Source organism: Jiella endophytica, from assembly GCF_004519335.1.
Lineage (GTDB): Bacteria > Pseudomonadota > Alphaproteobacteria > Rhizobiales > Rhizobiaceae > Jiella > Jiella endophytica.
The window spans coordinates 976,790-997,897 of sequence record NZ_SOZD01000001.1; the positions used below are offsets into that span (position 1 = coordinate 976,790).

General features: G+C 66.3%; 16 protein-coding genes. 10 read left to right on the forward strand and 6 right to left on the reverse strand.

The genetic code is table 11. The features are described 5' to 3' along the window. Positions 1-23 precede the first annotated feature (23 nt). The 9 genes from yghU to speB all read left to right on the forward strand — a co-directional run bounded on the left by yghU (position 24) and on the right by speB (position 9,416). Positions 24-941 (forward strand): glutathione-dependent disulfide-bond oxidoreductase, encoded by a 918-nt coding sequence (yghU, locus tag E3C22_RS04580; protein ID WP_134760633.1) that lies wholly within the window; start codon positions 24-26, stop codon positions 939-941. Then, entirely contained in the window at positions 941-1,507 is a 567-nt protein-coding gene (locus E3C22_RS04585; protein WP_134760635.1) for an HXXEE domain-containing protein, read from the forward strand. Before yghU ends, E3C22_RS04585 begins: the two co-directional genes overlap by 1 nt. 109 nt (positions 1,508-1,616) lie before the next feature. Beyond that, positions 1,617-1,853 (forward strand): DUF4160 domain-containing protein, encoded by a 237-nt coding sequence (locus tag E3C22_RS04590; protein WP_134760637.1) that lies wholly within the window; start codon positions 1,617-1,619, stop codon positions 1,851-1,853. Then, entirely contained in the window at positions 1,834-2,118 is a 285-nt protein-coding gene (locus E3C22_RS04595) for a DUF2442 domain-containing protein (protein WP_134760639.1), read from the forward strand. Before E3C22_RS04590 ends, E3C22_RS04595 begins: the two co-directional genes overlap by 20 nt. Continuing rightward, positions 2,118-2,495 carry a hypothetical protein gene (locus E3C22_RS04600; protein WP_167591631.1) on the forward strand — a complete coding sequence of 126 codons (378 nt, stop codon included), beginning with the start codon at positions 2,118-2,120 and terminating at the stop codon, positions 2,493-2,495. Before E3C22_RS04595 ends, E3C22_RS04600 begins: the two co-directional genes overlap by 1 nt. Before the next feature lie 394 nt (positions 2,496-2,889). Next, entirely contained in the window at positions 2,890-4,938 is a 2,049-nt protein-coding gene (locus tag E3C22_RS04605) for an acetyl-CoA carboxylase biotin carboxylase subunit (RefSeq protein WP_134760643.1), read from the forward strand. Next, positions 4,935-7,100, forward strand: coding sequence for a methylmalonyl-CoA mutase (gene scpA / locus E3C22_RS04610; RefSeq protein WP_134760645.1), 2,166 nt, complete (start codon positions 4,935-4,937; stop codon positions 7,098-7,100). The genes E3C22_RS04605 and scpA overlap by 4 nt, the downstream gene beginning before the upstream one ends. Positions 7,101-7,161: 61 nt before the next feature. Further along, positions 7,162-8,337: an aminotransferase gene (locus tag E3C22_RS04615; protein WP_134760647.1), complete on the forward strand. Its 1,176-nt coding sequence runs from the start codon at positions 7,162-7,164 to the stop codon at positions 8,335-8,337. Between the two features lie 41 nt (positions 8,338-8,378). After that, the gene (gene speB, locus E3C22_RS04620; RefSeq protein WP_134760649.1) at positions 8,379-9,416 is read left to right on the forward strand and encodes an agmatinase; all 1,038 of its coding nucleotides are present in this window, start codon (positions 8,379-8,381) and stop codon (positions 9,414-9,416) included. 76 nt (positions 9,417-9,492) lie between these two features. Here speB and E3C22_RS04625 read toward each other — a convergent pair whose 3' ends face one another. The 4 genes from E3C22_RS04625 to E3C22_RS04640 all read right to left on the reverse strand — a co-directional run bounded on the left by E3C22_RS04625 (position 9,493) and on the right by E3C22_RS04640 (position 15,581). Further along, complete coding sequence (locus tag E3C22_RS04625) at positions 9,493-10,587, reverse strand: D-alanine--D-alanine ligase family protein (protein WP_134760651.1); 1,095 nt, start codon at positions 10,585-10,587, stop codon at positions 9,493-9,495. A 76-nt stretch (positions 10,588-10,663) separates the two neighbouring features. Then, positions 10,664-11,923 (reverse strand): multidrug effflux MFS transporter, encoded by a 1,260-nt coding sequence (locus tag E3C22_RS04630; protein ID WP_134760653.1) that lies wholly within the window; start codon positions 11,921-11,923, stop codon positions 10,664-10,666. A gap of 180 nt (positions 11,924-12,103) precedes the next feature. After that, a complete protein-coding gene (locus E3C22_RS04635; RefSeq protein WP_134760655.1) occupies positions 12,104-12,622 on the reverse strand; it encodes a MarR family winged helix-turn-helix transcriptional regulator in 519 nt (172 codons plus the stop codon). A 787-nt stretch (positions 12,623-13,409) separates the two neighbouring features. Further along, positions 13,410-15,581: a malate synthase G gene (locus tag E3C22_RS04640; RefSeq protein ID WP_134760657.1), complete on the reverse strand. Its 2,172-nt coding sequence runs from the start codon at positions 15,579-15,581 to the stop codon at positions 13,410-13,412. Between the two features lie 181 nt (positions 15,582-15,762). Between E3C22_RS04640 and E3C22_RS04645 the strand changes: the two genes are divergently transcribed. Further along, positions 15,763-19,221: a hybrid sensor histidine kinase/response regulator gene (locus tag E3C22_RS04645; protein ID WP_134760659.1), complete on the forward strand. Its 3,459-nt coding sequence runs from the start codon at positions 15,763-15,765 to the stop codon at positions 19,219-19,221. Between the two features lie 55 nt (positions 19,222-19,276). Here E3C22_RS04645 and E3C22_RS04650 read toward each other — a convergent pair whose 3' ends face one another. Together E3C22_RS04650 and E3C22_RS04655 are read right to left on the reverse strand one after the other, a co-directional pair. Next, positions 19,277-19,936, reverse strand: coding sequence for a response regulator transcription factor (locus tag E3C22_RS04650; RefSeq protein WP_134760661.1), 660 nt, complete (start codon positions 19,934-19,936; stop codon positions 19,277-19,279). A gap of 132 nt (positions 19,937-20,068) precedes the next feature. Further along, a complete protein-coding gene (locus E3C22_RS04655; RefSeq protein WP_245514761.1) occupies positions 20,069-20,830 on the reverse strand; it encodes a Crp/Fnr family transcriptional regulator in 762 nt (253 codons plus the stop codon). Positions 20,831-21,108 lie beyond the last annotated feature (278 nt).

Sequence of the window (21,108 nt, forward strand, 5' to 3'; positions counted from 1 at the left end):
CGCAACGAGAAAGCCGAGTTCCCATGTCCGACGACAACAAGTTTCCGCCCGAAAGCAACCTGCCGGCCGGCTACGTGCCGCCGAAGGTCTGGAGCCCGGACACGCAGTCCGGCGGCGCTTTCGCCTCGATCAACAAGCCGACCGCCGGGGCGCAGTTCGACAAGGAGCTGCCGGTCGGCACGCATCCGCTGCAGCTCTATTCGCTGGGCACGCCGAACGGCGTCAAGGTGACGATCATGCTGGAGGAGCTGCTCGCCGCCGGCCATTCGGAAGCCGAGTACGATGCCTGGCTGATCCGCATCAACAAAGGCGATCAGTTCGGCTCGGGCTTCGTGTCGGTCAATCCGAACTCGAAGATCCCGGCGATGATGGACCACAAGCCGAAGGATGGCGGCGCACCGCTCAGACTGTTCGAATCCGGCTCGATCCTCACCTATCTCGCCGACAAGTTCGGCGCCTTCCTGCCGAAAGATGCCCGCGGGCGTGCCGAGGCGATGAACTGGCTGTTCTGGCAGATGGGCTCGGCGCCCTTCCTCGGCGGTGGCTTCGGGCATTTCTACGCCTATGCGCCGATGAAGATACAATATGCCATCGACCGCTACGCCATGGAGGTGAAGCGCCAGCTCGACGTCCTCGACAGGCAGCTGAAGGACAACGAGTACGTCGCCGGCACCGAGTATACGATCGCCGACATGGCGATCTGGCCCTGGTACGGGCGCATAGCCGCCCATGACGCCTATGAGGACGCCGGGACCTTCCTCGCCGTCGACGGATACGAGAACCTCCAGCGCTGGCGCAGGCAGATCGGCGAGCGCCCGGGCGCCCGGCGCGGCAAGATGGTCAATTCGGTCACCGGTGATCCGTCGACCCAACTGCACGAGCGCCACGACGCGAGCGACTTCGAGACGCAGACCCAGGACAAGATCGGCGGCGCTGGCTGATGTTCGCGCGTCTGGTGGCGCACTGGGTCTATGGCGGCTTCCTGGCAGGGCTCCTGATCCTCGCTCTGACGCCGATCATCGCGTCGGAATGGACGGCGGCGCTGACGCTCGTCTTCCTGCAGCTGCCCGTCTACATGGTCCACCAGTTCGAGGAACATGACGATGGCCGCTTCGCTGCGGCCATCAACGCCATGATCGGCAAGGGCAGGACCGTCCTCGACGATGCCGCGGTCTTCGCCATCAACGTCCCCGGCGTCTGGGGCGTCAACCTCGTCTCCATCTGGCTCGCCTTCGGCGTCGGCATCGGCTGGGGCCTGATCGGCGTCTACCTCACCCTCGTGAATGCGCTCGCTCACATCGGCCAGGCGATCCGGCTGCGGGCCTACAATCCCGGCCTCGCGACGGCCATCGTCCTGTTCCTGCCGGTCGGCATTGCGGGAGCTCTGATTGTCGGCGCGGTCCCTGGCGTCGGTGCTGGCCACCACCTCGCCGGCCTGGCGGTAGCGATCGCCATCCACGCTGGCATCGTCGCCTATGTCGTCACGCGGCGCAGGCGGCTGGCCTGATGGCGAAGCGTGTCGGCACTCTCGTTCGCGTGCCTGCGGTGCAGAATGGCGGTGGCGATGCTATCATTTCGTGGATACGCGACGAAAGTTCGACGACGGAGGCCACGAGGTGCCGACGGTTCTGCAATGGCGAGGCCATCGGTTCCTGTTCTATTCGAAGGAGATCGGCGAACCGCCGCATATCCACGTTCTCAAGGACGCAAAGCAAATGAAAGTTTGGCTGCGGGATCTGCGTCTGGCCCGCAATGCCGGTTTCGCCGGTCACGAGATCAATGCGATCATGAAAATCGTCGCGGATAACCAAGACCGGTTTCTGGAGGCCTGGGATGACCATTTTGGAAATTGACGATCGTCAGCTCACCGTCTCCGACGTGTCCGTGACGGCCGACCGAGTCATTTTCGTGATGGCCGACGGACGGCGCATCGAGGCCCCCCTCTGGTGGTATCCACGGCTTGCCGCCGCGAGCGACAAGCAGCGACAAGATTGGCAGATCCTGCCTTTCGGCGATGCCGTCGGATGGGAAGCCATCGACGAATATATCAGCGCCAAGGCGTTGATTGTCGGCGGCGCAGCGCCCGGCGCCGTGCCTCCCGCCGAGGCTGCGGAATAGTGGCAAAGCTCCCCGACATGACCAAGCATCGCGGCATCCCGTCCGGGCTGCCCGGCACCGGTTTCCAGTTCACCGTGCGCCGGGCCAACCCGAAGGGCGCGACGAAGATCATCGAGCGCAAGCGCTACAACGACCGTACGCCGACGGAAAAGCTTGCCGACGCCGCCTTCCTGCATGCGCTCTGGCACATGTTCGGCCCGGAGCCCTTCGAGCGCGGCAATCTCGATGCGGGGCGCATTTCGTGGCTGTTCAACCGCGAGATCGTTCCGGCTGAAAAGCCCTTCGACCCGGCCTCCTACGAGGCGATGCTGATGATCGACGAGGAGGTGGCGCGGAAAAGCTATCCGGAGGCGTTTCAGGAGGTGCTGGAGGTCTGACGCTATCGGCCCGAGTCAGGTGGTCTAGCGTCGGCGTGTAGCGAGCAAGCCCAAGGGGCACGTCCAAAGCCCTCGGTTTGCAGCCATGAGATGGTGAAATCCTGAGGAAAGAGGCGTCAAGCCTGAAAGCGTCGTCATTCTCGGGACGGGGCCCGAGAATGACGATGCTTCAGATGCCGGCGCCCCTCGGATGGACGCATAGCCTCCGGGCAACGCCGCGGCACCATCGGCTGGCCGACCAACGGCATCGTTCTGCCGACGGGGAGCCAGCGGGACGATTGTCGCTCGTGCGAAGCAAAGCATGAGACAGGCGTGGTGACAGCGCGGACGACCACGCGCTAGAAGTCGCATTCGGGGGGCAAGGCCCGTCCCCCGCAAGGGAGAGAAAACGGGTTTGTTCCAGAAAATCCTCATCGCCAATCGTGGCGAGATCGCCTGCCGCGTCATCAAGACCGCCAAGAAGATGGGCATCGCCACGGTGGCGGTCTATTCCGATGCCGACCGGGACGCGATGCATGTCGCCATGGCCGACGAGGCGGTGCATCTCGGCCCGCCCCAGGCCGCCCAGTCCTATCTCCTCGGCGAGAAGATCCTTGCGGCCTGCAAGTCGACCGGGGCCGAGGCAGTGCATCCCGGCTACGGCTTCCTCTCCGAAAACGCCGGTTTCTGCGAGATGCTGGAAAATGCCGGCATCGTCTTCATCGGCCCGAAGCCGAAGGCGATCCGGGCGATGGGCGACAAGATCACCTCGAAGAAGCTCGCGGCCGAAGCCGGCGTTTCGACCGTCCCGGGCTTCATGGGGCTGATAGAGGACGCGTCCCATGCCGCCATGATCGCGGCGGAGGTCGGCTATCCGGTGATGATCAAGGCGTCGGCCGGCGGCGGCGGCAAGGGCATGCGCATTGCCTGGAACGATGCCGAGGCGCGCGACGGCTTCGACCGCTCGCGCTCGGAGGCCAAAAGCTCCTTCGGCGACGACCGGATCTTCATCGAAAAGTTCGTCGAGGAGCCGCGCCACATCGAGATCCAGGTGCTGGCGGACAGTTTCGGCACTTGCGTCTATCTGAACGAGCGCGAATGCTCGATCCAGCGGCGCAACCAGAAGGTCGTCGAGGAAGCCCCCTCGGCCTTTCTCGACGCTGAGACCCGAAAGGCCATGGGCGAGCAGTCTGTGGCCCTGGCCAAGGCCGTCGACTACGAGAGCGCCGGCACGGTCGAGTTCATCGTCGACAAGAACCGGAATTTCTACTTCCTGGAAATGAACACCCGCCTGCAGGTCGAGCACCCGGTGACCGAGCTGATCACCGGCGTCGATCTCGTCGAGCAGATGATCCGCGTCGCCGACGGCGAGAAGCTGCCGCTTACGCAGGACGACGTGACCATCGACGGCTGGGCGATCGAGAGCCGCGTCTATGCCGAGGATCCCTATCGCGGCTTCCTGCCCTCGATCGGCCGGCTGAAGCGCTACGCCACACCGGAGGAAGGCCCGCTCGACGGATCGCCGGCATCGGGTACCGGGCCGGCAGGCCGCGACATCGCGTCCGGGGCGCCAATCATCCGCAACGACACCGGCGTTTTGGAAGGCTCGGAAATCTCGATGTTCTACGATCCGATGATCGCCAAGCTCTGCACATGGGGCGAGACGCGAGAAGCGGCGACGGATGCCATGGCTGAGGCGCTCGACCGCTTCGTCCTCGACGGCATCGGCCACAACGTGCCCTTCGTCGCGGCGATCATGCACCATCCGCGCTGGCGCTCGGGCGACATCTCCACCGGCTTCATCGCCGAGGAATATCCGGAAGGCTTTGCCGGCGCCCATGCCGACGCGGCGTTGCAGCCGAAGCTCGCAGCCGCGGCGACGCTGTTCGACCGCGCGTCGGCAAGGCGGCTGTCGGGTGCCGCGCCGACCCTCGGCGAGAGCCTTTCCCTCAGCCGTGACACCGGCCGGCGCATCGTCGTCATCGGCGAGGACAGTTTCACGGTGGAACTCGGCAAGGACGGAATCACCGTCGACGGCACCAGCCTCGGCCATGTCTCGACCGGCTGGCGACGCGGCGACCTGCTGGCCGACGTCGTCTTCGGTGAGGAGCGCCTCGCCCTGCGGGTCGATCCGATCGTCAACGGCTTCCGGCTGCGGCTCGCCGGCATCGAGATCGACGCCAGGGTCTATCCGCCGCATCTGGCGGCGCTCGCCGCGCTGATGCCGGTGAAGGAAGCGCCGGATACCTCGAACCTCCTCCTCTGCCCGATGCCTGGCGTCGTCGTCTCGCTCGCGGTCGCGGAAGGCGATAGTGTGGAGGCTGGCCAGACCCTAGCGGTGATCGAGGCGATGAAGATGGAGAACGTCCTCAAGGCCGAGCACAAGGCCGTGGTGAAAGCCATTCCGGTGAAGGCCGGCGACAGCCTCGCCGTCGACGCCGTGATCATGGAGTTCGAGGCATGAGCGAGACACCCCGCGACTGGCTCGATCTGGCGAGCAAGGAGTTGAAGGGCCGCCCGGTCGAAGAGCTCACCTGGCGGACGGCCGAGGGCATCGCCATCAAGCCGCTCTATACGGCGGGCGACCTGCCTGAGGAGGCGGCAACGGCCCTGCCCGGCATTGCGCCGTTTACCCGCGGGCCGCGGGCGACGATGTATGCCGGCCAGCCCTGGACCATCCGCCAGTATGCGGGCTTCTCCACGGCGGAAGAGTCCAACGCCTTCTACCGGCGCAACCTTGCGGCCGGGCAGAAGGGCCTCTCCGTCGCCTTCGACCTCGCCACCCACCGCGGCTATGACTCCGACCATCCACGGGTCGCCGGCGACGTCGGCAAGGCGGGCGTCGCCATCGACAGCGTCGAGGACATGAAGATCCTCTTCGACGGCATCCCGCTCGACGAGATGAGCGTCTCGATGACGATGAACGGCGCGATCATCCCCGTGCTGGCGATGTTCATCGTCGCGGCCGAGGAACAGGGCGTCGACAAGGCGAAGCTGACCGGAACCGTTCAGAACGACATTCTGAAGGAGTTCATGGTCCGCAACACCTATATCTATCCGCCCGAGCCCTCGATGCGGATCGTCGCCGACATCATCGGCTACACCGCCAGCGAGATGCCGCGGTTCAATTCCATTTCGATCTCCGGCTACCACATGCAGGAAGCCGGGGCGACGCTCGCCCAGGAGCTCGCCTACACCCTCGCCGACGGCATGGAATATGTCCGCGCGGCGATGGCGCGCGGCCTGTCCGTCGACAGATTCGCCGGCCGGCTGTCCTTCTTCTTCTGCATCGGCATGAACTTCTTCATGGAGGCCGCCAAGCTCCGGGCCGCGCGGCAGATGTGGGCGAAGATCATGGAGGATTTCGGCGCCACCGACGACCGCTCGAAGATGCTGCGCACCCACTGCCAGACCTCGGGCGTCTCGCTCACCGAGCAGGACCCGATGAACAACATCGTGCGCACCGCCTATGAGGCGATGTCGGCGGTCCTCGGCGGCACCCAGTCGCTGCACACCAACTCCTTCGACGAGGCGATCGCGCTGCCGACCGACATGTCGGCGCGGATCGCCCGCAACACCCAGCTGATCCTCTCCCACGAGACTGGCGTCACCAAGGTCGTCGATCCGCTCGGCGGCTCCTATTATGTCGAAGCCCTGACCAAGGAGCTCTGCGACAAGGCGTGGGAACTGATCGAGGAAGTCGAGGCCGCCGGCGGCATGACCAAGGCTGTCGCCGACGGCCTGCCGAAGCGGCGGATCGAGGAGGCCGCGGCACTGCGCCAGGCGCGAATCGACAAGGGCGAGGACGTCGTCGTCGGCGTCAACCGCTTCCGGCTGGAGGAGGAAGCGCCGATCGAGATCCTGAGGATCGATACGGCTGCCGTCCGCAAGTCGCAGATCGCCCGGCTCGAGGAGGTGCGCCGGACCCGCAGCAGGGAAGCCTGCGAGCAAGCGCTGGCCGATCTTCGCCGTTGCGCCGCCGGAGCCGACGGCAATCTGCTTCAAGCAGCCGTCGAAGCCGCCCGTGCCAGGGCCACCCTCGGCGAGATCTCGACGGCGATGGAGGAAGGCTTCGGCGGCAGGCACGAGCCTTCGACCTCGCTGATCTCCGGCGTCTTCGCCTCGGCCCATGAGAACGACCCGGAATTTCAGACGATCCGCCAGCGCATCGCAGACTATGCGAAGGACAAGGGGAAGAGCCCGGCGATCCTCGTCGCCAAGCTCGGCCAGGACGGCCACGACCGCGGCTCCAAGGTGATCGCCACGGCATTCTCCGACCTCGGCTTCGACGTCCATCTCGGGCCGCTCTTCGAGACGCCGGAAGAGGTGGCGAAGCTGGCGATCGAGAAGGACGTCGACCTCGTCGGCGTCTCGACCCACACCGCCGGCCATCTGACCCTCGTCCCGGAGCTGATCGACGTCCTGCGGGCGAAGGACCGTCCGAACATCCATGTCATCTGCGGCGGCGTCATCCCCTCGGAAGACTATCCGGCGCTCTACGACGCGGGCGTCGCCGAGATCTTCGGTCCGGGCACCAACGTGCTGCAGGCGGCGCTGGCGGTTCTTGGCGTTCTCGAAGGCCGGCGCCGCAACACCCGCAGCGGCGAGCGTCTGCCGGCGGCCTGAGGCTCAGCGCCGCGCAAGTCACCCAATACGGCTACCTTTTTTGAAGCGAGGCAGACAATCGATGACGCCGCCCCGGCCGAACCCGCGCCTGATCTCGGTCGCCAATCCGCCGATTCCCGCTGCCGCCCGCTGGATCGCCGCCTATGACGGGCGGCACGGGCCACCCATCGACTGCAGCCAGGCGGTTCCGAACCACCCGCCGCCCGCCGACTTCGCAGCCAAACTCAGCGAGGCCGCGGGAAGCGACGCAGCGGCACGCTACGGCCCGGTGCTCGGCGACGCCGCCCTTCGTTCGGCCTATGCCGGGCATGTCTCGGGCCACTACGGCGCAAGCGTCGAGCCGGGGCGGATCGCCATCACCGCCGGGTGCAACCAGGCCTTCTTCGCGGCGATGATCGCGGTCGCGGGCGCCGGCGACGCCGTCGTCCTCCCGACGCCCTGGTACTTCAATCACCAGATGACCCTCGACATGCTCGGCATCGAAAAGCGCGTCTTGCCGACCCGGGCCGAAACCGGCTTCCTGCCCGATCCGGACGAATTCGAAGCGGTGATCGACAGCCGCACGCGGGCGCTGGTGGTCGTCAGCCCGAACAATCCGACCGGCGCCGTCTATCCGCCCGAACTCCTGAAGGCCCTCTTCTCGATCTGCGTCAGGCGCGGCCTCCATTTCATCCTCGACGAGACCTACCGCGACTATCTGCCGCCCGAAGCCGGCGCGCCGCATCAGCTGTTTGCCGACCCCCGCGCCGAAACCAACCTCGTCAGCCTCTACTCGTTCTCGAAGGCCTATGCCGTCCCCGGCCACCGGCTCGGCGCAATGATCGCCGGGGCAGCGATGATCGCCGAAGTCGAGAAGGTGATGGACTGCATGCAGATCTGCGCGCCGCGGCCAATTCAGGCGGCGATGCCCTGGGCGATCGAGGCGCTCGCCGCGTGGCGAAGCGCCAATGCCGCAGCGATCGCCTCGCGCGCCCGCCTGTTCCGCGAGGCGATCGCCGGCGTTCCCGGCTGGACGCTGGAGCAGATCGGGGCTTATTTCGCCTATCTGCGACATCCCGACCCGACGAGGCCGGCCGCCCTCGTCGCCGAAGGACTCGCCCGCGACAGCGGTATCCTGGCGCTGCCGGGCTCCTTCTTCGGGCCGGACCAGGAGCAGCACCTGCGCGTCGCCTTTGCCAATGTCGGCGAGGCGGAGATCCGCGAGATCGCCCGGCGCCTGTCGCTGCGCGAGCCATGATCGCGTTTTGAACCAAACTCTTCCGACGGGTTCTTCAGACAATGGACGACCAAAAACTCGCCGCCCTTCGCCAGCGCTTTGCCGGCGACAACGAGCGCAAGATCTACGATCCCGGCTTTGCCGCCGTCGCCGACCGGCTGTTCGATCCGAAAGGCACCCGCGTCGCGCCCTATGCCGGGCTGCCGACGCTGCTCGACGTGCCCTATCGCGCCATCGACTGGAACGCGCCGGACTTCGGCGCGCTCAAGGTGGCGATGATCGGCGTGCCGATGGATCTCGGCGTCACCAATCGCAACGGCTCGCGCTTCGGGCCGCGGGCGCTCCGTTCGATCGAACGGGTCGGGCCTTACAATCACGTCCTCAAGACCATGCCGACCCACGAGATCGCCGTCGCAGACATCGGCGACGTGCCGTTTCGCTCGCGCTTCGACCTTGCCACCTCGCATGAGGACATCGAACGCACGGCTGCGGCCATCGCCGCGGCCGGCGTCATGCCGCTCTTCGTCGGCGGCGACCATTCGATCTCGCTGCCGATCCTGAGGGCCCTCGGCGCCGGACGGCCGGTCGGCATGATCCATGTCGACGCCCATTGCGACACGTCGGGGCCTTTCGACGGCTGCAAGTTTCATCACGGCGGGCCGTTCCGCCAGGCGGTTCTCGACGGCGTGCTCGACCCCGAACGCACCATCCAGATCGGTATTCGCGGCTCGTCGGAATATCTCTGGGAATTCTCCTATGAGAGCGGCATGACGGTGATCCACGCCGAGGAGATCGCCGACCTCGGGATCCCGGCAATCGTCCGGAAGGCCAGGGAGATCGTCGGCGACGGACCGACCTATGTCTCCTTTGACATCGACAGCCTCGACCCTGCCTTCGCGCCCGGCACGGGCACGCCGGAGATCGGCGGCCTCAGCACCCGCGAGGCGCAGGCGCTGCTGCGCGGGCTGGCGGGGATTACGATGGTCGGTGGCGACGTCGTCGAGGTCGCGCCGCAATATGACGCGACGACCAATACCGCCCATGCCGGGGCGCAGATGCTGTTCGAGCTTCTGAGCCTGGCGCGGCTGTCACCGGATTGAGAGCTGGGCGCCAGCACTGCCGGAAGTTCTCCCGGCAGGAAGCGTACCCTGCCGCGGCTCGCGCGGGCGAGCGCGGTTACGACTGCGGCGGCGCCCCGAACTCGGCCGCGGCGCGCTTCAGCCCGTGATCGACCAGCCGGTCGATCACCTGCGCATAGGGAATGCCGCTCGCCTCCATCACCTTGGCGTACATGCTGATGTCGGTGAAGCCGGGAATCGTGTTGAGTTCGTTGACGAAGGGCTGCAGCTCGGCGGTGAGAAAGAAGTCGACCCGCGCCATCGCATCGCAGCCGAGGGTGAAGAAGGCTCTCGCGGCGAGCTCCTTCATCGTCGCCTCGACCTCGACCGGCAGCTCCGCCGGCACGACCAGCGCCGCCCCGCTTTCGTCGACATACTTGGCGTCGTAGCTGTAGAAGCCGTGGCTCTCGGCGGGGACGATCTCGCCCGGCCGCGAGACGAACAGGCTGCCGTCCGGCGCTTCCAGCACAGCGAACTCGATCTCGCGCCCTTTGACGAAGACTTCCGCAAGGAGCTTGCCGTCATGGCGGAAGCCTTCCTCGATCGCCGCGGCGAAGTCGGCGAGCGCGTTGACCTTGCTGACCCCGACCGAAGAGCCCTGCCGGGCCGGCTTGACGAAGAACGGCAGGCCAAGATGCTCGGCGAGATCGTCGAAGGCCGGCGCGGCATCGCGCCGGAGCGTGAGCGAGCCGGCAACCGGAAGGCCGGCATCGCGCAGCAGGCGCTTGGCGATGTCCTTGTCGAGTGCCGTCGCCGAGCCGAGGATGCCGCAACCGGCGAGCGGCACCATCGCCACCTCGCACAGGCCCTGCGCCGCGCCGTCCTCGCCCGGCAGGCCGTGAAGCACCGGGAAGACGATATCGATCGGCGGCAGCGGCGCGGCGCTGCCATCGGCGGTCATGCCCAGCGCTGCGCCCCGCCCGCCGGGAACGAGGCAGAGCGTCGTGCCGGTGTCCGGCGTTTCGAGCCGGCCGTCCTGATAGCAGCTGAGAAGCCAGCGACCGTCACGGGTGACGAAGACCGGCACCGGATCGTATGTCCGAGGGTCGAGCGCCGCCATGACATTGGCGGCCGAGCGGATCGACACCTCGTGTTCCGCCGAGCGGCCGCCGAACAGCACGGCGATTCGCAAGGGTTTCGTCGCAGCTGTCATCGCAGCCTCCTCGGGGTGGGTCCGGTTGGCGATGGCGCGACCTTATCGGCTCATGCCCTCGAGCGCGAGCGCGGCCTCACAGCGGCTGGTCGTCCTTGGTCCCCCGGCCGAGGCCCTCGCGCACCATCGGCGCCGCCGCGATTTCCGGCAGCGGCTCCGGCTCGGCGAGATGGGGGTGACTGCGATAGACAAGATAGGACGAGATCGCCACCAGCCCGAGGCCGGGAATGACGATCTGGGTCGCAAGGACCGGCTCGCCGATCAGCGCACAGATGGCGCCGCCGAGGAGGCCCGACCCCATCTGGATGAAGCCCATCATCGCCGCCGCCGCGCCCGCCATATGCGGGAACGGCGCGAGCGAGGCGGTGGTCATTGCCGGCATGACGAGGGCGATGCCGAAGGCATAGAAGGCGACCGGCGCCATGACCGAGACATAGCTGATCGGCAACAGCCAGATCGAGAACACCATCGCCACCGCGCCGATGCCGATCAGGACGAGGCCCATCGGAACCAGCCGGTAGGCGCCGAATCGCACCATCAGGAACCGGGCGGCGACGGAGCCGGAAAAGAAACTACCGGACTGGGCCAGCATGCCGATGCCGTACTGGGTCGGCGTCAGATGGGCGACGTCGATGAGAACGAAGGGCAGCACCGTCGCGAGGGTGTAGAGCGCGCCGACGGACCCGGCGACGGTCAGGCTGGTCGACAGGAAGTGCAGGTTGGTCGCAAGTTCCCGATAGGCCGCGAGAATCACCTTCGGCTGGATGCGCGTCGGGTCAGGGACGATCGTCTCGCGCATGAAGCCGACGGTCACGCCGATCACCGCAAGGCCGAAGCCCGCCATCAGGAAGAACAGCGAGTGCCAGCCGGCGACATCGAGCATCAGGCCGCCGATGGTCGGCGAAACTGCCGGGCCGATGGCGAGGATGATGCCGATCGTGTTCATGATCCGCGACGAGGTCTCGCCGGTGAACTGGTCGCGGACGATCGCCCGCGCCGTCGCGACGCCGACCGAGGCGCCGATTCCCTGCAACAGCCGGGCGGCGATGAGGATCTCGATGGTCGGGGCGAGCACCGCCAGCATGGCGCCGGCAAGATAGATCACCATAAAGGCGATCGTGGTGATCTTCCGGCCGAAGGCGTCGGAAAGCGGACCGCAGACGAGCTGGGTGAAGGCGAAACCCGCGAAATAGACGGCGAGCGACAGCTTCACCAGGGATTCCGACGTCGCGAAAGAGGCAACGAGGGTCGGCATGGCGGGGGTGTAGAGTGCCAAGGAGATTGGACCGATGGCGACGAGACAGCCACCGATGACGCTCGTCCTCCCCTCGGACATGCGGCGATCGTTCGAATTGGACGAAGTCAAGAAGGACAATCCGTTACGCGAGGCAGACTTGATCACCCTTGCTTACAAACTTCCGCGAGCCTCGCATAGCGCGGCGCATCGCTCCGCTTTGCCTGTCCGGTCAGAAGCCGCCGACTGGAGGCCACCAGTCGAGGTTGGCCTGCCGACCGCTCAGGCGGTCCGGTAGACCCCCTCGCCGTTGCGGGCCGCGCGGGACGCCGGAATGACCGTGTCCTCGCCGACGATCTGCGGATCGGAGGTGAGATTCTGGCGGATCCGGATCAGCATTTCCTGAACGCTCTCGCGCTCTTCCTCGCTGAAGCCGCTGACGAGCCGGTCATACATCACCTCGCCGACCGGCCGGATCTCTTCGAACACCGCGGATGCCGTGTCAGTGGTGGTGACGACCTTGGCGCGGCGATCGTTCTTGTCGACCTTGCGCTCGACGAGGCCGCGGCTCTCGAGTCTGTCGAGATAGGCGGACATGGTCATCGGCTCGACACCCATGCGTTCGGCGAGAACGGCCTGCCGGGATCCCTCGAAGCGCCAGACATAGACAAGAGCGCGGATTTCACCCGGCGTCAGGGACAGCCCGGCCTCGACCACGGCCCGTTCGAATCCCTGACGGAATAGACGGGCAATGTCCACGAGAAGGAAGCCGAGCGCGTTGCTGGAAATGGGCTGGGGCATTTCGTGACCTTCAGTCTTTGCTCGAATTGGGACGTTGCGTCTACGTGTTGTTCCCCATCCGGGAGAACACTCATTGGTCATACACCGGGAGCATTCTCCTTGCATAATTCTTAGGCCGGTTCAGACGCCTATTGCGTCGTTATGACACACGATATCCAAGGAGACGAAAGATGATCTTGCTGGGCAGCTTTTATCGAGGACTGTCCGGCGCGCCGGTGGACGCGTAGTACCGTAGCCGATGCTCAAGCAAAAAGCAGCCACCCCGTTTGAGGGTACTGGAAGCCGCAGAGCAATCCTTGCAAAAAAGGATGATCGTCGGGCGTCACTATTTTCAATGCCGGCTATGAACGATGAAAATCTTATCGCGCCTAACGAGCACTGATAACTGGCATACAAAAAGCCAAGTATCGCAAGGGTGCGCAAATTTGATAAACATGGGTGAATGTCATTGAAGATGCTTATGAATCGGAAACGGTCTAAGTTCGGCGCCAATGAGCTCAGGCGATCGACACACGCCGTGCAGTTGAGGGGTCCGGCCACGGATGCCGACGACCCCGGCGACCTTGCGCGGTCTTTTCGCCGCGGCTGAACTGCTGCTTCCCACGTCTGAAGGACGCTCGGGATATGGTCGTCGCTTCAGACTTCAAGCGAAGCGCGGGCATGTCACGCGCCCCCTGCCCCCAGACGGCAATCGGCCCGAAAACCGTGATCCGGTTTCCGGGCCGATGTTTCGATGCTTCACCGCCTAGATTGGACGCCGCGATGTGCGGCGATGCCGGATCGGCGCTCAGCCGGCCCGCTCGGCCTTCTTCTCCAGGCGGCGGCGATGCAGGACCGGCTCGGTGTAGCCCGAGGGCTGCTCGCGGCCGAGGAACACCAGGTCGCAGGCCGCCTTGAAGGCGATCGACTCGTCGAATCGGCCGGCCATCTTTTCGTAGTTCGGATCGCCGGCATTCTGCCCGTCAACCTTGGCGGCCATCTCCTTCATCGCTTCCATCACCTCGTCCTTCGAGACGACGCCGTGATGCAGCCAGTTGGCAAGATGCTGCGAGGAGATGCGGCAGGTGGCGCGGTCTTCCATCAGCCCGACATCGTTGATGTCCGGCACGGTGGAACAGCCGATGCCCTGGTCGATCCAGCGCACGACGTAGCCGAGGATGCCCTGCGCGTTGTTGCGGATCTCCGCCTTGATCTGCTCCTCCGGCCAGTTGGCCCGGTTGGCGAGCGGGATCGTCAAGATATCGGCGAGCAGCGCCCGGCGGCCCTTGGCGGCGATCGATTCCTGCCAGGCGAGAACGTCGACCCGGTGGTAGTGGGTGGCATGCAGCGTCGCCGCCGTCGGGCTCGGTACCCAGGCGGTGTTGGCGCCCGCCTGCGGATGGCCGACCTTCTGGGCCAGCATGTCGTGCATCTTGGCCGGCGCCGCCCACATGCCCTTGCCGATCTGCGCCTTGCCGCGGAACCCGCAGGCAAGACCGACATCGACGTTCCAGTCCTCGTAGGCGTTGATCCAGGTGCGGTCCTTCATCACCGTCTTGCGGACGATCGGGCCGGCTTCCATCGAGGTATGGATCTCGTCGCCGGTGCGGTCGAGGAAGCCGGTATTGATGAAGAACACCCGCTGCCTGGCGGCACGGATGCATTCCTTGAGGTTCACCGTGGTGCGGCGCTCCTCGTCCATGATGCCCATCTTGAGGGTGTTGCGGTCGAGGCCGAGCGCATCTTCCACACGGCTGAAAATCTCGCTCGAGAAGGCGACCTCCTCCGGCCCGTGCATCTTCGGCTTGACGATGTAGACCGAACGGGCGCGGGAATTGCGCATGCCGCCGGTCTTCTTCAGATCGTGGATGGCGATCATCGCGGTGATCATCGCGTCCATGATGCCTTCCGGGGCATCGCTGCCGTCGGAGAGCTGGATCGCCGGATTGGTCATCAGGTGGCCGACATTGCGCACCAACAGCAGCGAGCGGCCCGGCAGGGTGAAGGAGCCGCCGTCGGGCCCTTGATATTCGCGGTCGGGATTGAGCCGGCGGGTGATCGTTTCGCCGCCCTTCGTGAAGGTGTCGGACAGGTCGCCCTTCATCAGGCCGAGCCAGTTGCGGTAGACGGCGGTCTTGTCCTCGGCATCGACCGCGGCGATCGAATCCTCGCAGTCGCAGATCGTCGTCACCGCCGATTCCATCAGGACGTCGGCGACGTGGGAGCGGTCGTTCTTGCCGATCCGATGGGCCGCATCGACCGACATCTCGACATGCAGGCCATTGTGCTTGAACAGCACCGCCGAAGGCGATTCCGCCTCGCCGCGATAGCCGGCAAAGGCGAGCGGGTTCTTCAGCCGCGCCTTCTTGCCGTCGCCATAGGCGGCGACCAGCGTGCCGCCGTCGACCGAATAGGCCTCGACGTCGATGTGGGAGATCCGGTCGAGCGGCGCGACGCCGTCGAGGAAGCTCTTCGCCCAGGAGACCACCCGCGCGCCGCGCGCTCGGTCGTAGCCCGACCCCTCCGGTGCGTCGCCCATGGCGTCGGTGCCGTAGAGCGCGTCGTAGAGCGAACCCCAGCGGGCATTGGCGGCGTTCAGCGTGTAGCGCGCGTTCATCAGCGGCACGACCAGCTGCGGCCCCGGCACCAGCGAGATCTCGGGGTCGACATTCTCGGTCTCGATGCGGAAGTCCGGGCCCTCCGGGGTGAGATAGCCGATCTCGCGCAGGAAGGCCTGGTATTCCTTCATGTCGATGGTCTTGCCGCGGTGCCCGCGATGCCATTCGTCGATGGTCGACTGCAGCCGGTCGCGCTCGGCGAGCAAAGCGCGGTTCTGCGGCGCCAGCTGATTGAGGATCTCCGAGAAGGCCGACCAGAAGGCTTCCGGTTCGACGCCTGTCCCCGGCAGGGCTTCGGTATCGACGAAACGCTTCAGCTCGTCCGCGACCTTCAGGCCGTCAACCGCAATCATCTCTGGCATGCATTCCTCCAACGGTGCTTTCCTCGGAAATCGACCATAGGGGAGCCGAAGTCAATCGCGGGCAAGGCTTACGGCCGCGCGCGGCGGCCGGCCTTGCGTCCTGCGCCAGCCTGTGGCGAAGTTCGGTCAACCTGCCGGTGCCGGCCCGTTCCGGGCGGCGCCAGACAACGGATCCTTCGGCTTGCACAGCGGTCTCGTCGCCCTGGTGGCGATCGTCTATCTCCTTCTGCTATTTGCCGTCGCATATTGGGGCGACCGCAGGGCGGCGCGCCGGCCGCCGGGCGCCAGCCGGCCGGCCGTCTATGCGCTCAGCCTGGCCGTCTACTGCACGTCATGGACGTTTCTCGGCTCGGTCGGCGTCGCCGCGCGGGACGGCTTCGCCTTCCTCGCCATCTATCTCGGGCCGATCGTCGTCTTTCTTTTCGCGCCTGCCCTGATCGAGCGGATCGTCCGGCACGCCAAGGCCGAGAAGATCACCACCGTCGCCGACTTCATCGGCTCGCGATACGGCAAGAGCCCGGCGGTCTCGGCGCTCGCCACGATCATCGCGCTGGTCGGCACGGTGCCCTACATCTCGCTGCAGCTGAAGGCGATCTCGACCAGCGTCGCCACCCTCGTCTTCCACTACCGGCCGAATCTCGACGTGCCGCCGCTGTTCGGCGATCTGGCGCTGCTGATCGCCACCGTGCTCGGCCTCTTCGCCATCCTGTTCGGCACACGCCATGCCGACGCCACCGAGCATCAGGACGGGCTCGTCCTCGCGGTGGCGATGGAATCGCTGATCAAGCTCGGCGCCTTTCTCGCCGTCGGCATTTGGACGTCCTTCGTCCTGTTCAAGCCGCATGAGCTCTGGCAGGCGGCGCTGGAAAGCCCGGCGGTGCAGAACGCCTTCACGACGCCGCTCGCCGGCTCGTTCTTCGCCAGCATCGGCCTCAGCGCACTGGCGATTCTCCTGTTGCCCCGGCAGTTTCACGTCACCGTCGTCGAGAACCGCACCCGCAGCGAGATCCGCCGCGCGCGCTGGCTGTTTCCGAGCTATCTGGCGCTGATCAACCTCTTCGTCGCGCCGATCGCCGCTGCCGGGCTGATCCGCCTCGGGCCGCAATTCGACGCCGATCTCTATGTGCTGGCGCTGCCGCTGTCCTCCGGCTCGGATCTTCTCGGCCTCGTCGCCTTCATCGGCGGCCTGTCGGCGGCAACCGCCATGGTCATCGTCGCCAGCGTCGCGCTGGCGATCATGATCTCCAATGATCTGGTCCTGCCGGTGCTGTTGAAGCGGCGCGGCAGGCGGCCCGGCAATCCCGGCGACGAAACCCGGCTGATCCTCAAGGTGCGCCGCTCGGCGATCCTTGTCATCGTCTTCTTCGGCTATGCCTATTATCGCTTTGCCGGCGATGGCGGCGGCCTCGCCTCGATCGGCCTTCTGTCCTTCGCGGCGATCGCCCAGCTGGCGCCGGCGCTGTTTGCCGGCCTCTACTGGAAGCGGGCGAATGCCCGCGGCGCGATGGCGGGCCTTGCCGCCGGCATCACCGTCTGGGGCCTTCTCCTGCTGGCGCCGGCGCTCGGCCTGCCGGTGCCGGCACTGCTCGCCCGCGCCGACGGGACACTCCTCTTCGATCCGCTGCTGACCGGCGTGGTGCTCAGCCTGACCGCCAATCTCCTCGGCCTTGCCATCGGCTCGCTCAGCCGGCGGCCGCGGCCGCTCGAGCGCATCCAGGCGGCGGTGTTCTCCGACCGCGAGGGCTTCGCCGCGGCGCCCGGCCGGCGCATGCGGGTGACCGTGCGGGTCGCCGACCTCAAGGCGACGATCGCTCGCTATCTCGGCGCCCAGCGCACCGAGCGGGCCTTCGTCGGCTTTGGCCGCGACCACCAGGGCGTCCTCGACGACGACGCGGCGGCAGACGGCGCGACGATCAACTTTTCCGAACAGCTCCTCGCCTCGGCGATCGGCTCTGCCTCGTCCCGCCTCGTCCTGTCGCTGCTGTTCCAGCGCCATGCCGATTCCAGCCAGACGGCGCTGCAGCTTCTCGACGACGCCACCGAGGCGCTGCAATACAATCGCGATCTCCTGCGCATCGCGCTCGACCAGGTCGACCAGGGCCTCGCCATCTTCGATGGCGACTTCTGCCTGACCTTCTGGAACCGCCAGTTCCGTGACCTCGTCGGGCTGTCGGCCGAATTCGGCCAGGTCGGAACGCCGCTCACCGCCGTCTTCGACCAGCTCCTGCGCGACGGCGAGATCGATGCCGGCGAATATGCGGCGGGGTTCGACCAGCTGACCCGCCCGCCGGCCCAGCGGCAGATCCCGCTTTCCCGCTCCGGCCGCACCATCGAGATGCGCGTCAACACCATGCCCGACGGCGGCCTCGTCGCCACCGTCTCCGACATGACCGAGCGGGTGCGCCGCGCCGCGGCGCTGCGGGAGATCAACGAGACGCTGGAGGAGCGGGTGCGCCGCCGCACCGCCGAGCTGACCGAGGCGAACCGCGACCTGGCAGAGGCAAGGCGCGCGGCGGAGGCGGCCAATCTCGGCAAGACCCGCTTCCTCGCCGCCGCCGGCCACGACATTCTGCAGCCGCTCAATGCCGCGCGCCTTTACGTTTCGGCGCTGGAGCAGCGCCAGGGCCGCTCCCCCGGCGCGGAACTCGCCGGCAATATCGGCTCATCGCTCGAGGCGGTCGAGGCGATCATCGGCGCCGTCCTCGACATCTCGCGGCTCGACGCCGGCGGCATGGAGGCAAAGCTCAGCGAATTCCCACTGCAGCCGCTGCTGCGCCAGATCGAGACCGACCTGAAGCCGCTTGCAGAGGAAAAGGGCCTGTCGCTGCGCTTCGTCGCGACCTCCGTCGCCGTGCGCTCGGACCGAAACCTGCTGCGCCGGCTGATCCAGAACCTCGTCTCGAATGCGGTGAAATATACCCGCAAGGGCAAGATCGTCGTCGGCGTCCGCCGCCGAGGCGGCGGCCGCGTCGACCTCGAGGTCGCCGACAGCGGCATCGGCATTCCGGACGACAAGCTGCAGACGATCTATGGCGAGTTCGTTCGCCTCGACGAGGGATCGCGGACGGCGAGCGGCCTCGGCCTCGGCCTGTCGATCGTCGACCGCATCGCCAGGGTGCTCGATCACCCGCTGTCGGCGCGCTCGATGCACGGTCGGGGCACCGCCTTCCGGATCGGGCTCGCCCTCGCCGCGCCCGGTGCCGGCGAAGCTCTGGCAAGCACCGCGCCGCGGTCGCTGATCGGCGTGACCGTCGCAGGGGCTGCGGTGCTGTGTATTGACAACGAGCCGGCCATCCGCGACGGCATGACCACGCTCCTCTCCGGCTGGGGCTGCCATGTCGAGGCCTTCGCATCGGCCAGGGAAGCGATCGCGGCGCTGGAGACGTCGAACTTCCGGCCGGAGATCGCGCTCGTCGACTATCACCTCGACGACGGATCCGACGGGCTGCTCGCTTTCGCCGAGCTGCGGCGCCAGTTCGGCGGCGGGCTCCTGGCGATCCTCGTCACCGCCGACCGCTCGGCAAAGGTCCGCGAAGAGGCGCTGGCGATGGGGGTGCAGGTGCTGACGAAGCCGCTGAAGCCCGCCTCCCTCAGGGCGGCGATGGCGAGCGTCCTGCAGCGGCGCGAAGCCGCCGAATAAGGCGCGAGAGGACACGCCGGCCGGACGATCTCGCTGCAGCGCTTTTCGGGAGCGCTCAGCCCCGGACCAGGCCGCGCTCGGGATCGATACCAAGCTTGCCGAGCTGGATGACCGCCTGGGTGCGGCTGTCGACGCCGAGCTTCAGAAGGATCGCCGAGACATGAGCCTTGATCGTCGGCTCCGAGACACCGAGCTCATAGGCGATCTGCTTGTTGAGAAGGCCGCGGCCGAGCATCGACAGCACCCGCGTCTGCTGCGGCGTCAGCGTCTTCACCCTGGTGATCAGATCGGCGACGTCCGGATCGCCGGGCGCGTCGAGCGACATATCCTTCGGCAGCCAGACATCACCCTGCAGCAGCGTCGCGATCGCCGCGCGGATTTCGTCGAAGCCCGCCGACTTCGGGATGAAGCCCGAAGCGCCGAGTTCGAGAGCCCTGGCGACGATCTGGCTGTCCTCGCTGGCAGAGACGATGGCGATCGGCACCGAGGGGTACTCGGCCCTCAAAAGCGCAAGGCCGGAAAGGCCGCTGGTCCCCGGCATCGACAGGTCGAGCAGCAGAAGGTCGGCGTCGCCGTTGCGTTCGAGCGCGCTCGCCGCCTCGTCGAAATCGGCCGCCTCGACGATGTCCGCACCCTTCGGCAGGGACATCAAGATCTCCTTGAGTGCCCCGCGAAATAGCGGATGATCGTCTGCGACGATGAAAAGCGGACGCATCGCCCCCTCTGAGGATAGTTCGAGTATCGCCGCCTGCTTTAGCCAATCGACGGTTTCATTGCCAAGCCGTTGTTGCAAAGGCCGCGCTGCGGGAGCGCAGTGTCCGCCCGGCGACGGTGCCCGCAATGAGCTTCAGGCGCGCTCGCGCATGGCTTCCGGCGCCATGGCGATCGGCACGCGGAAATGCAGATAGCGCGGATCGAACTCGCCGAGCCTCGCAAGCCCGCTCCAGTCGCGGATCACCATCCGGGAGCGCTCGCGCTCGACGAGGCCGCTGATCCGCAGATCCTTCAAGACGCGATTGACGGTGACGACCGTCAGGCCGAGCGCGTCGGCGAGTTCGTGCTGGGTCAGCGGCAGCCGGTAGACATAGTCGGGCGCAAGCCCGACGGCGCGCATGCGCATGGCGAGTTCGCAGAGGAGATGCGCGGTGCGGCTCAGCCCCGACAGCCTGCCGAGACCGACGATCCATTCGCGGAAGATCGCCCCGTCGATCAGCGTTTCCCGCCACATCGCCGCAGCGACGTTCGGCCGGCGCATGCAGAGGTCCCACACCGCTTCATGGGAGACGAATCCCACCCGAGCCGGCGTCGTCGCGGCGAAGCTGTGGTCCATGTAGTTCATATGCAGGCTGTGGAGATCCGGAATGTCGCCGGCGACATGGAAGGCGATGATCTGCCGCTTACCTTCCAGCGTATGGCGATAGCGGTAGGTGAAGCCGTCGATCAGAATGCAGCACTGCGTGACGTACTGACCTTCCGACACGATGTCGATGCCGGCTTCGATCTCTCGAATCGTCACAGGCAGGGCGCCGATCGCAGCTTCGTCTTCGCTGTCGATCGATGCGACGAGGTTCAGGCGCTTCAAGAGAACCTTATGGGCGGTCCTGTCCAAACACTTTCTCCAGCTCGATCGACCCGCAAGGATTCTCCCTCGTCCTTGTCGGATCGATTTTTCGTCTTCGTCTCTTCCGGGCAAAGGCAGGCGCGCAAGGGGCAGGTGCGCCGGCCGATCTGAGGATCGAATGCATCGCCGGAAGCGATCCCAGCATAGGCGAACCGACCAACCAAAGGGAAGCGCATCGGCCACTTTGACGCCGTATTTCCTCGCCTAACGCCCTCTTTTGGTTGAGATCGCGGTAACCAGACCCCGCCTGACCGACAAAGACGGCG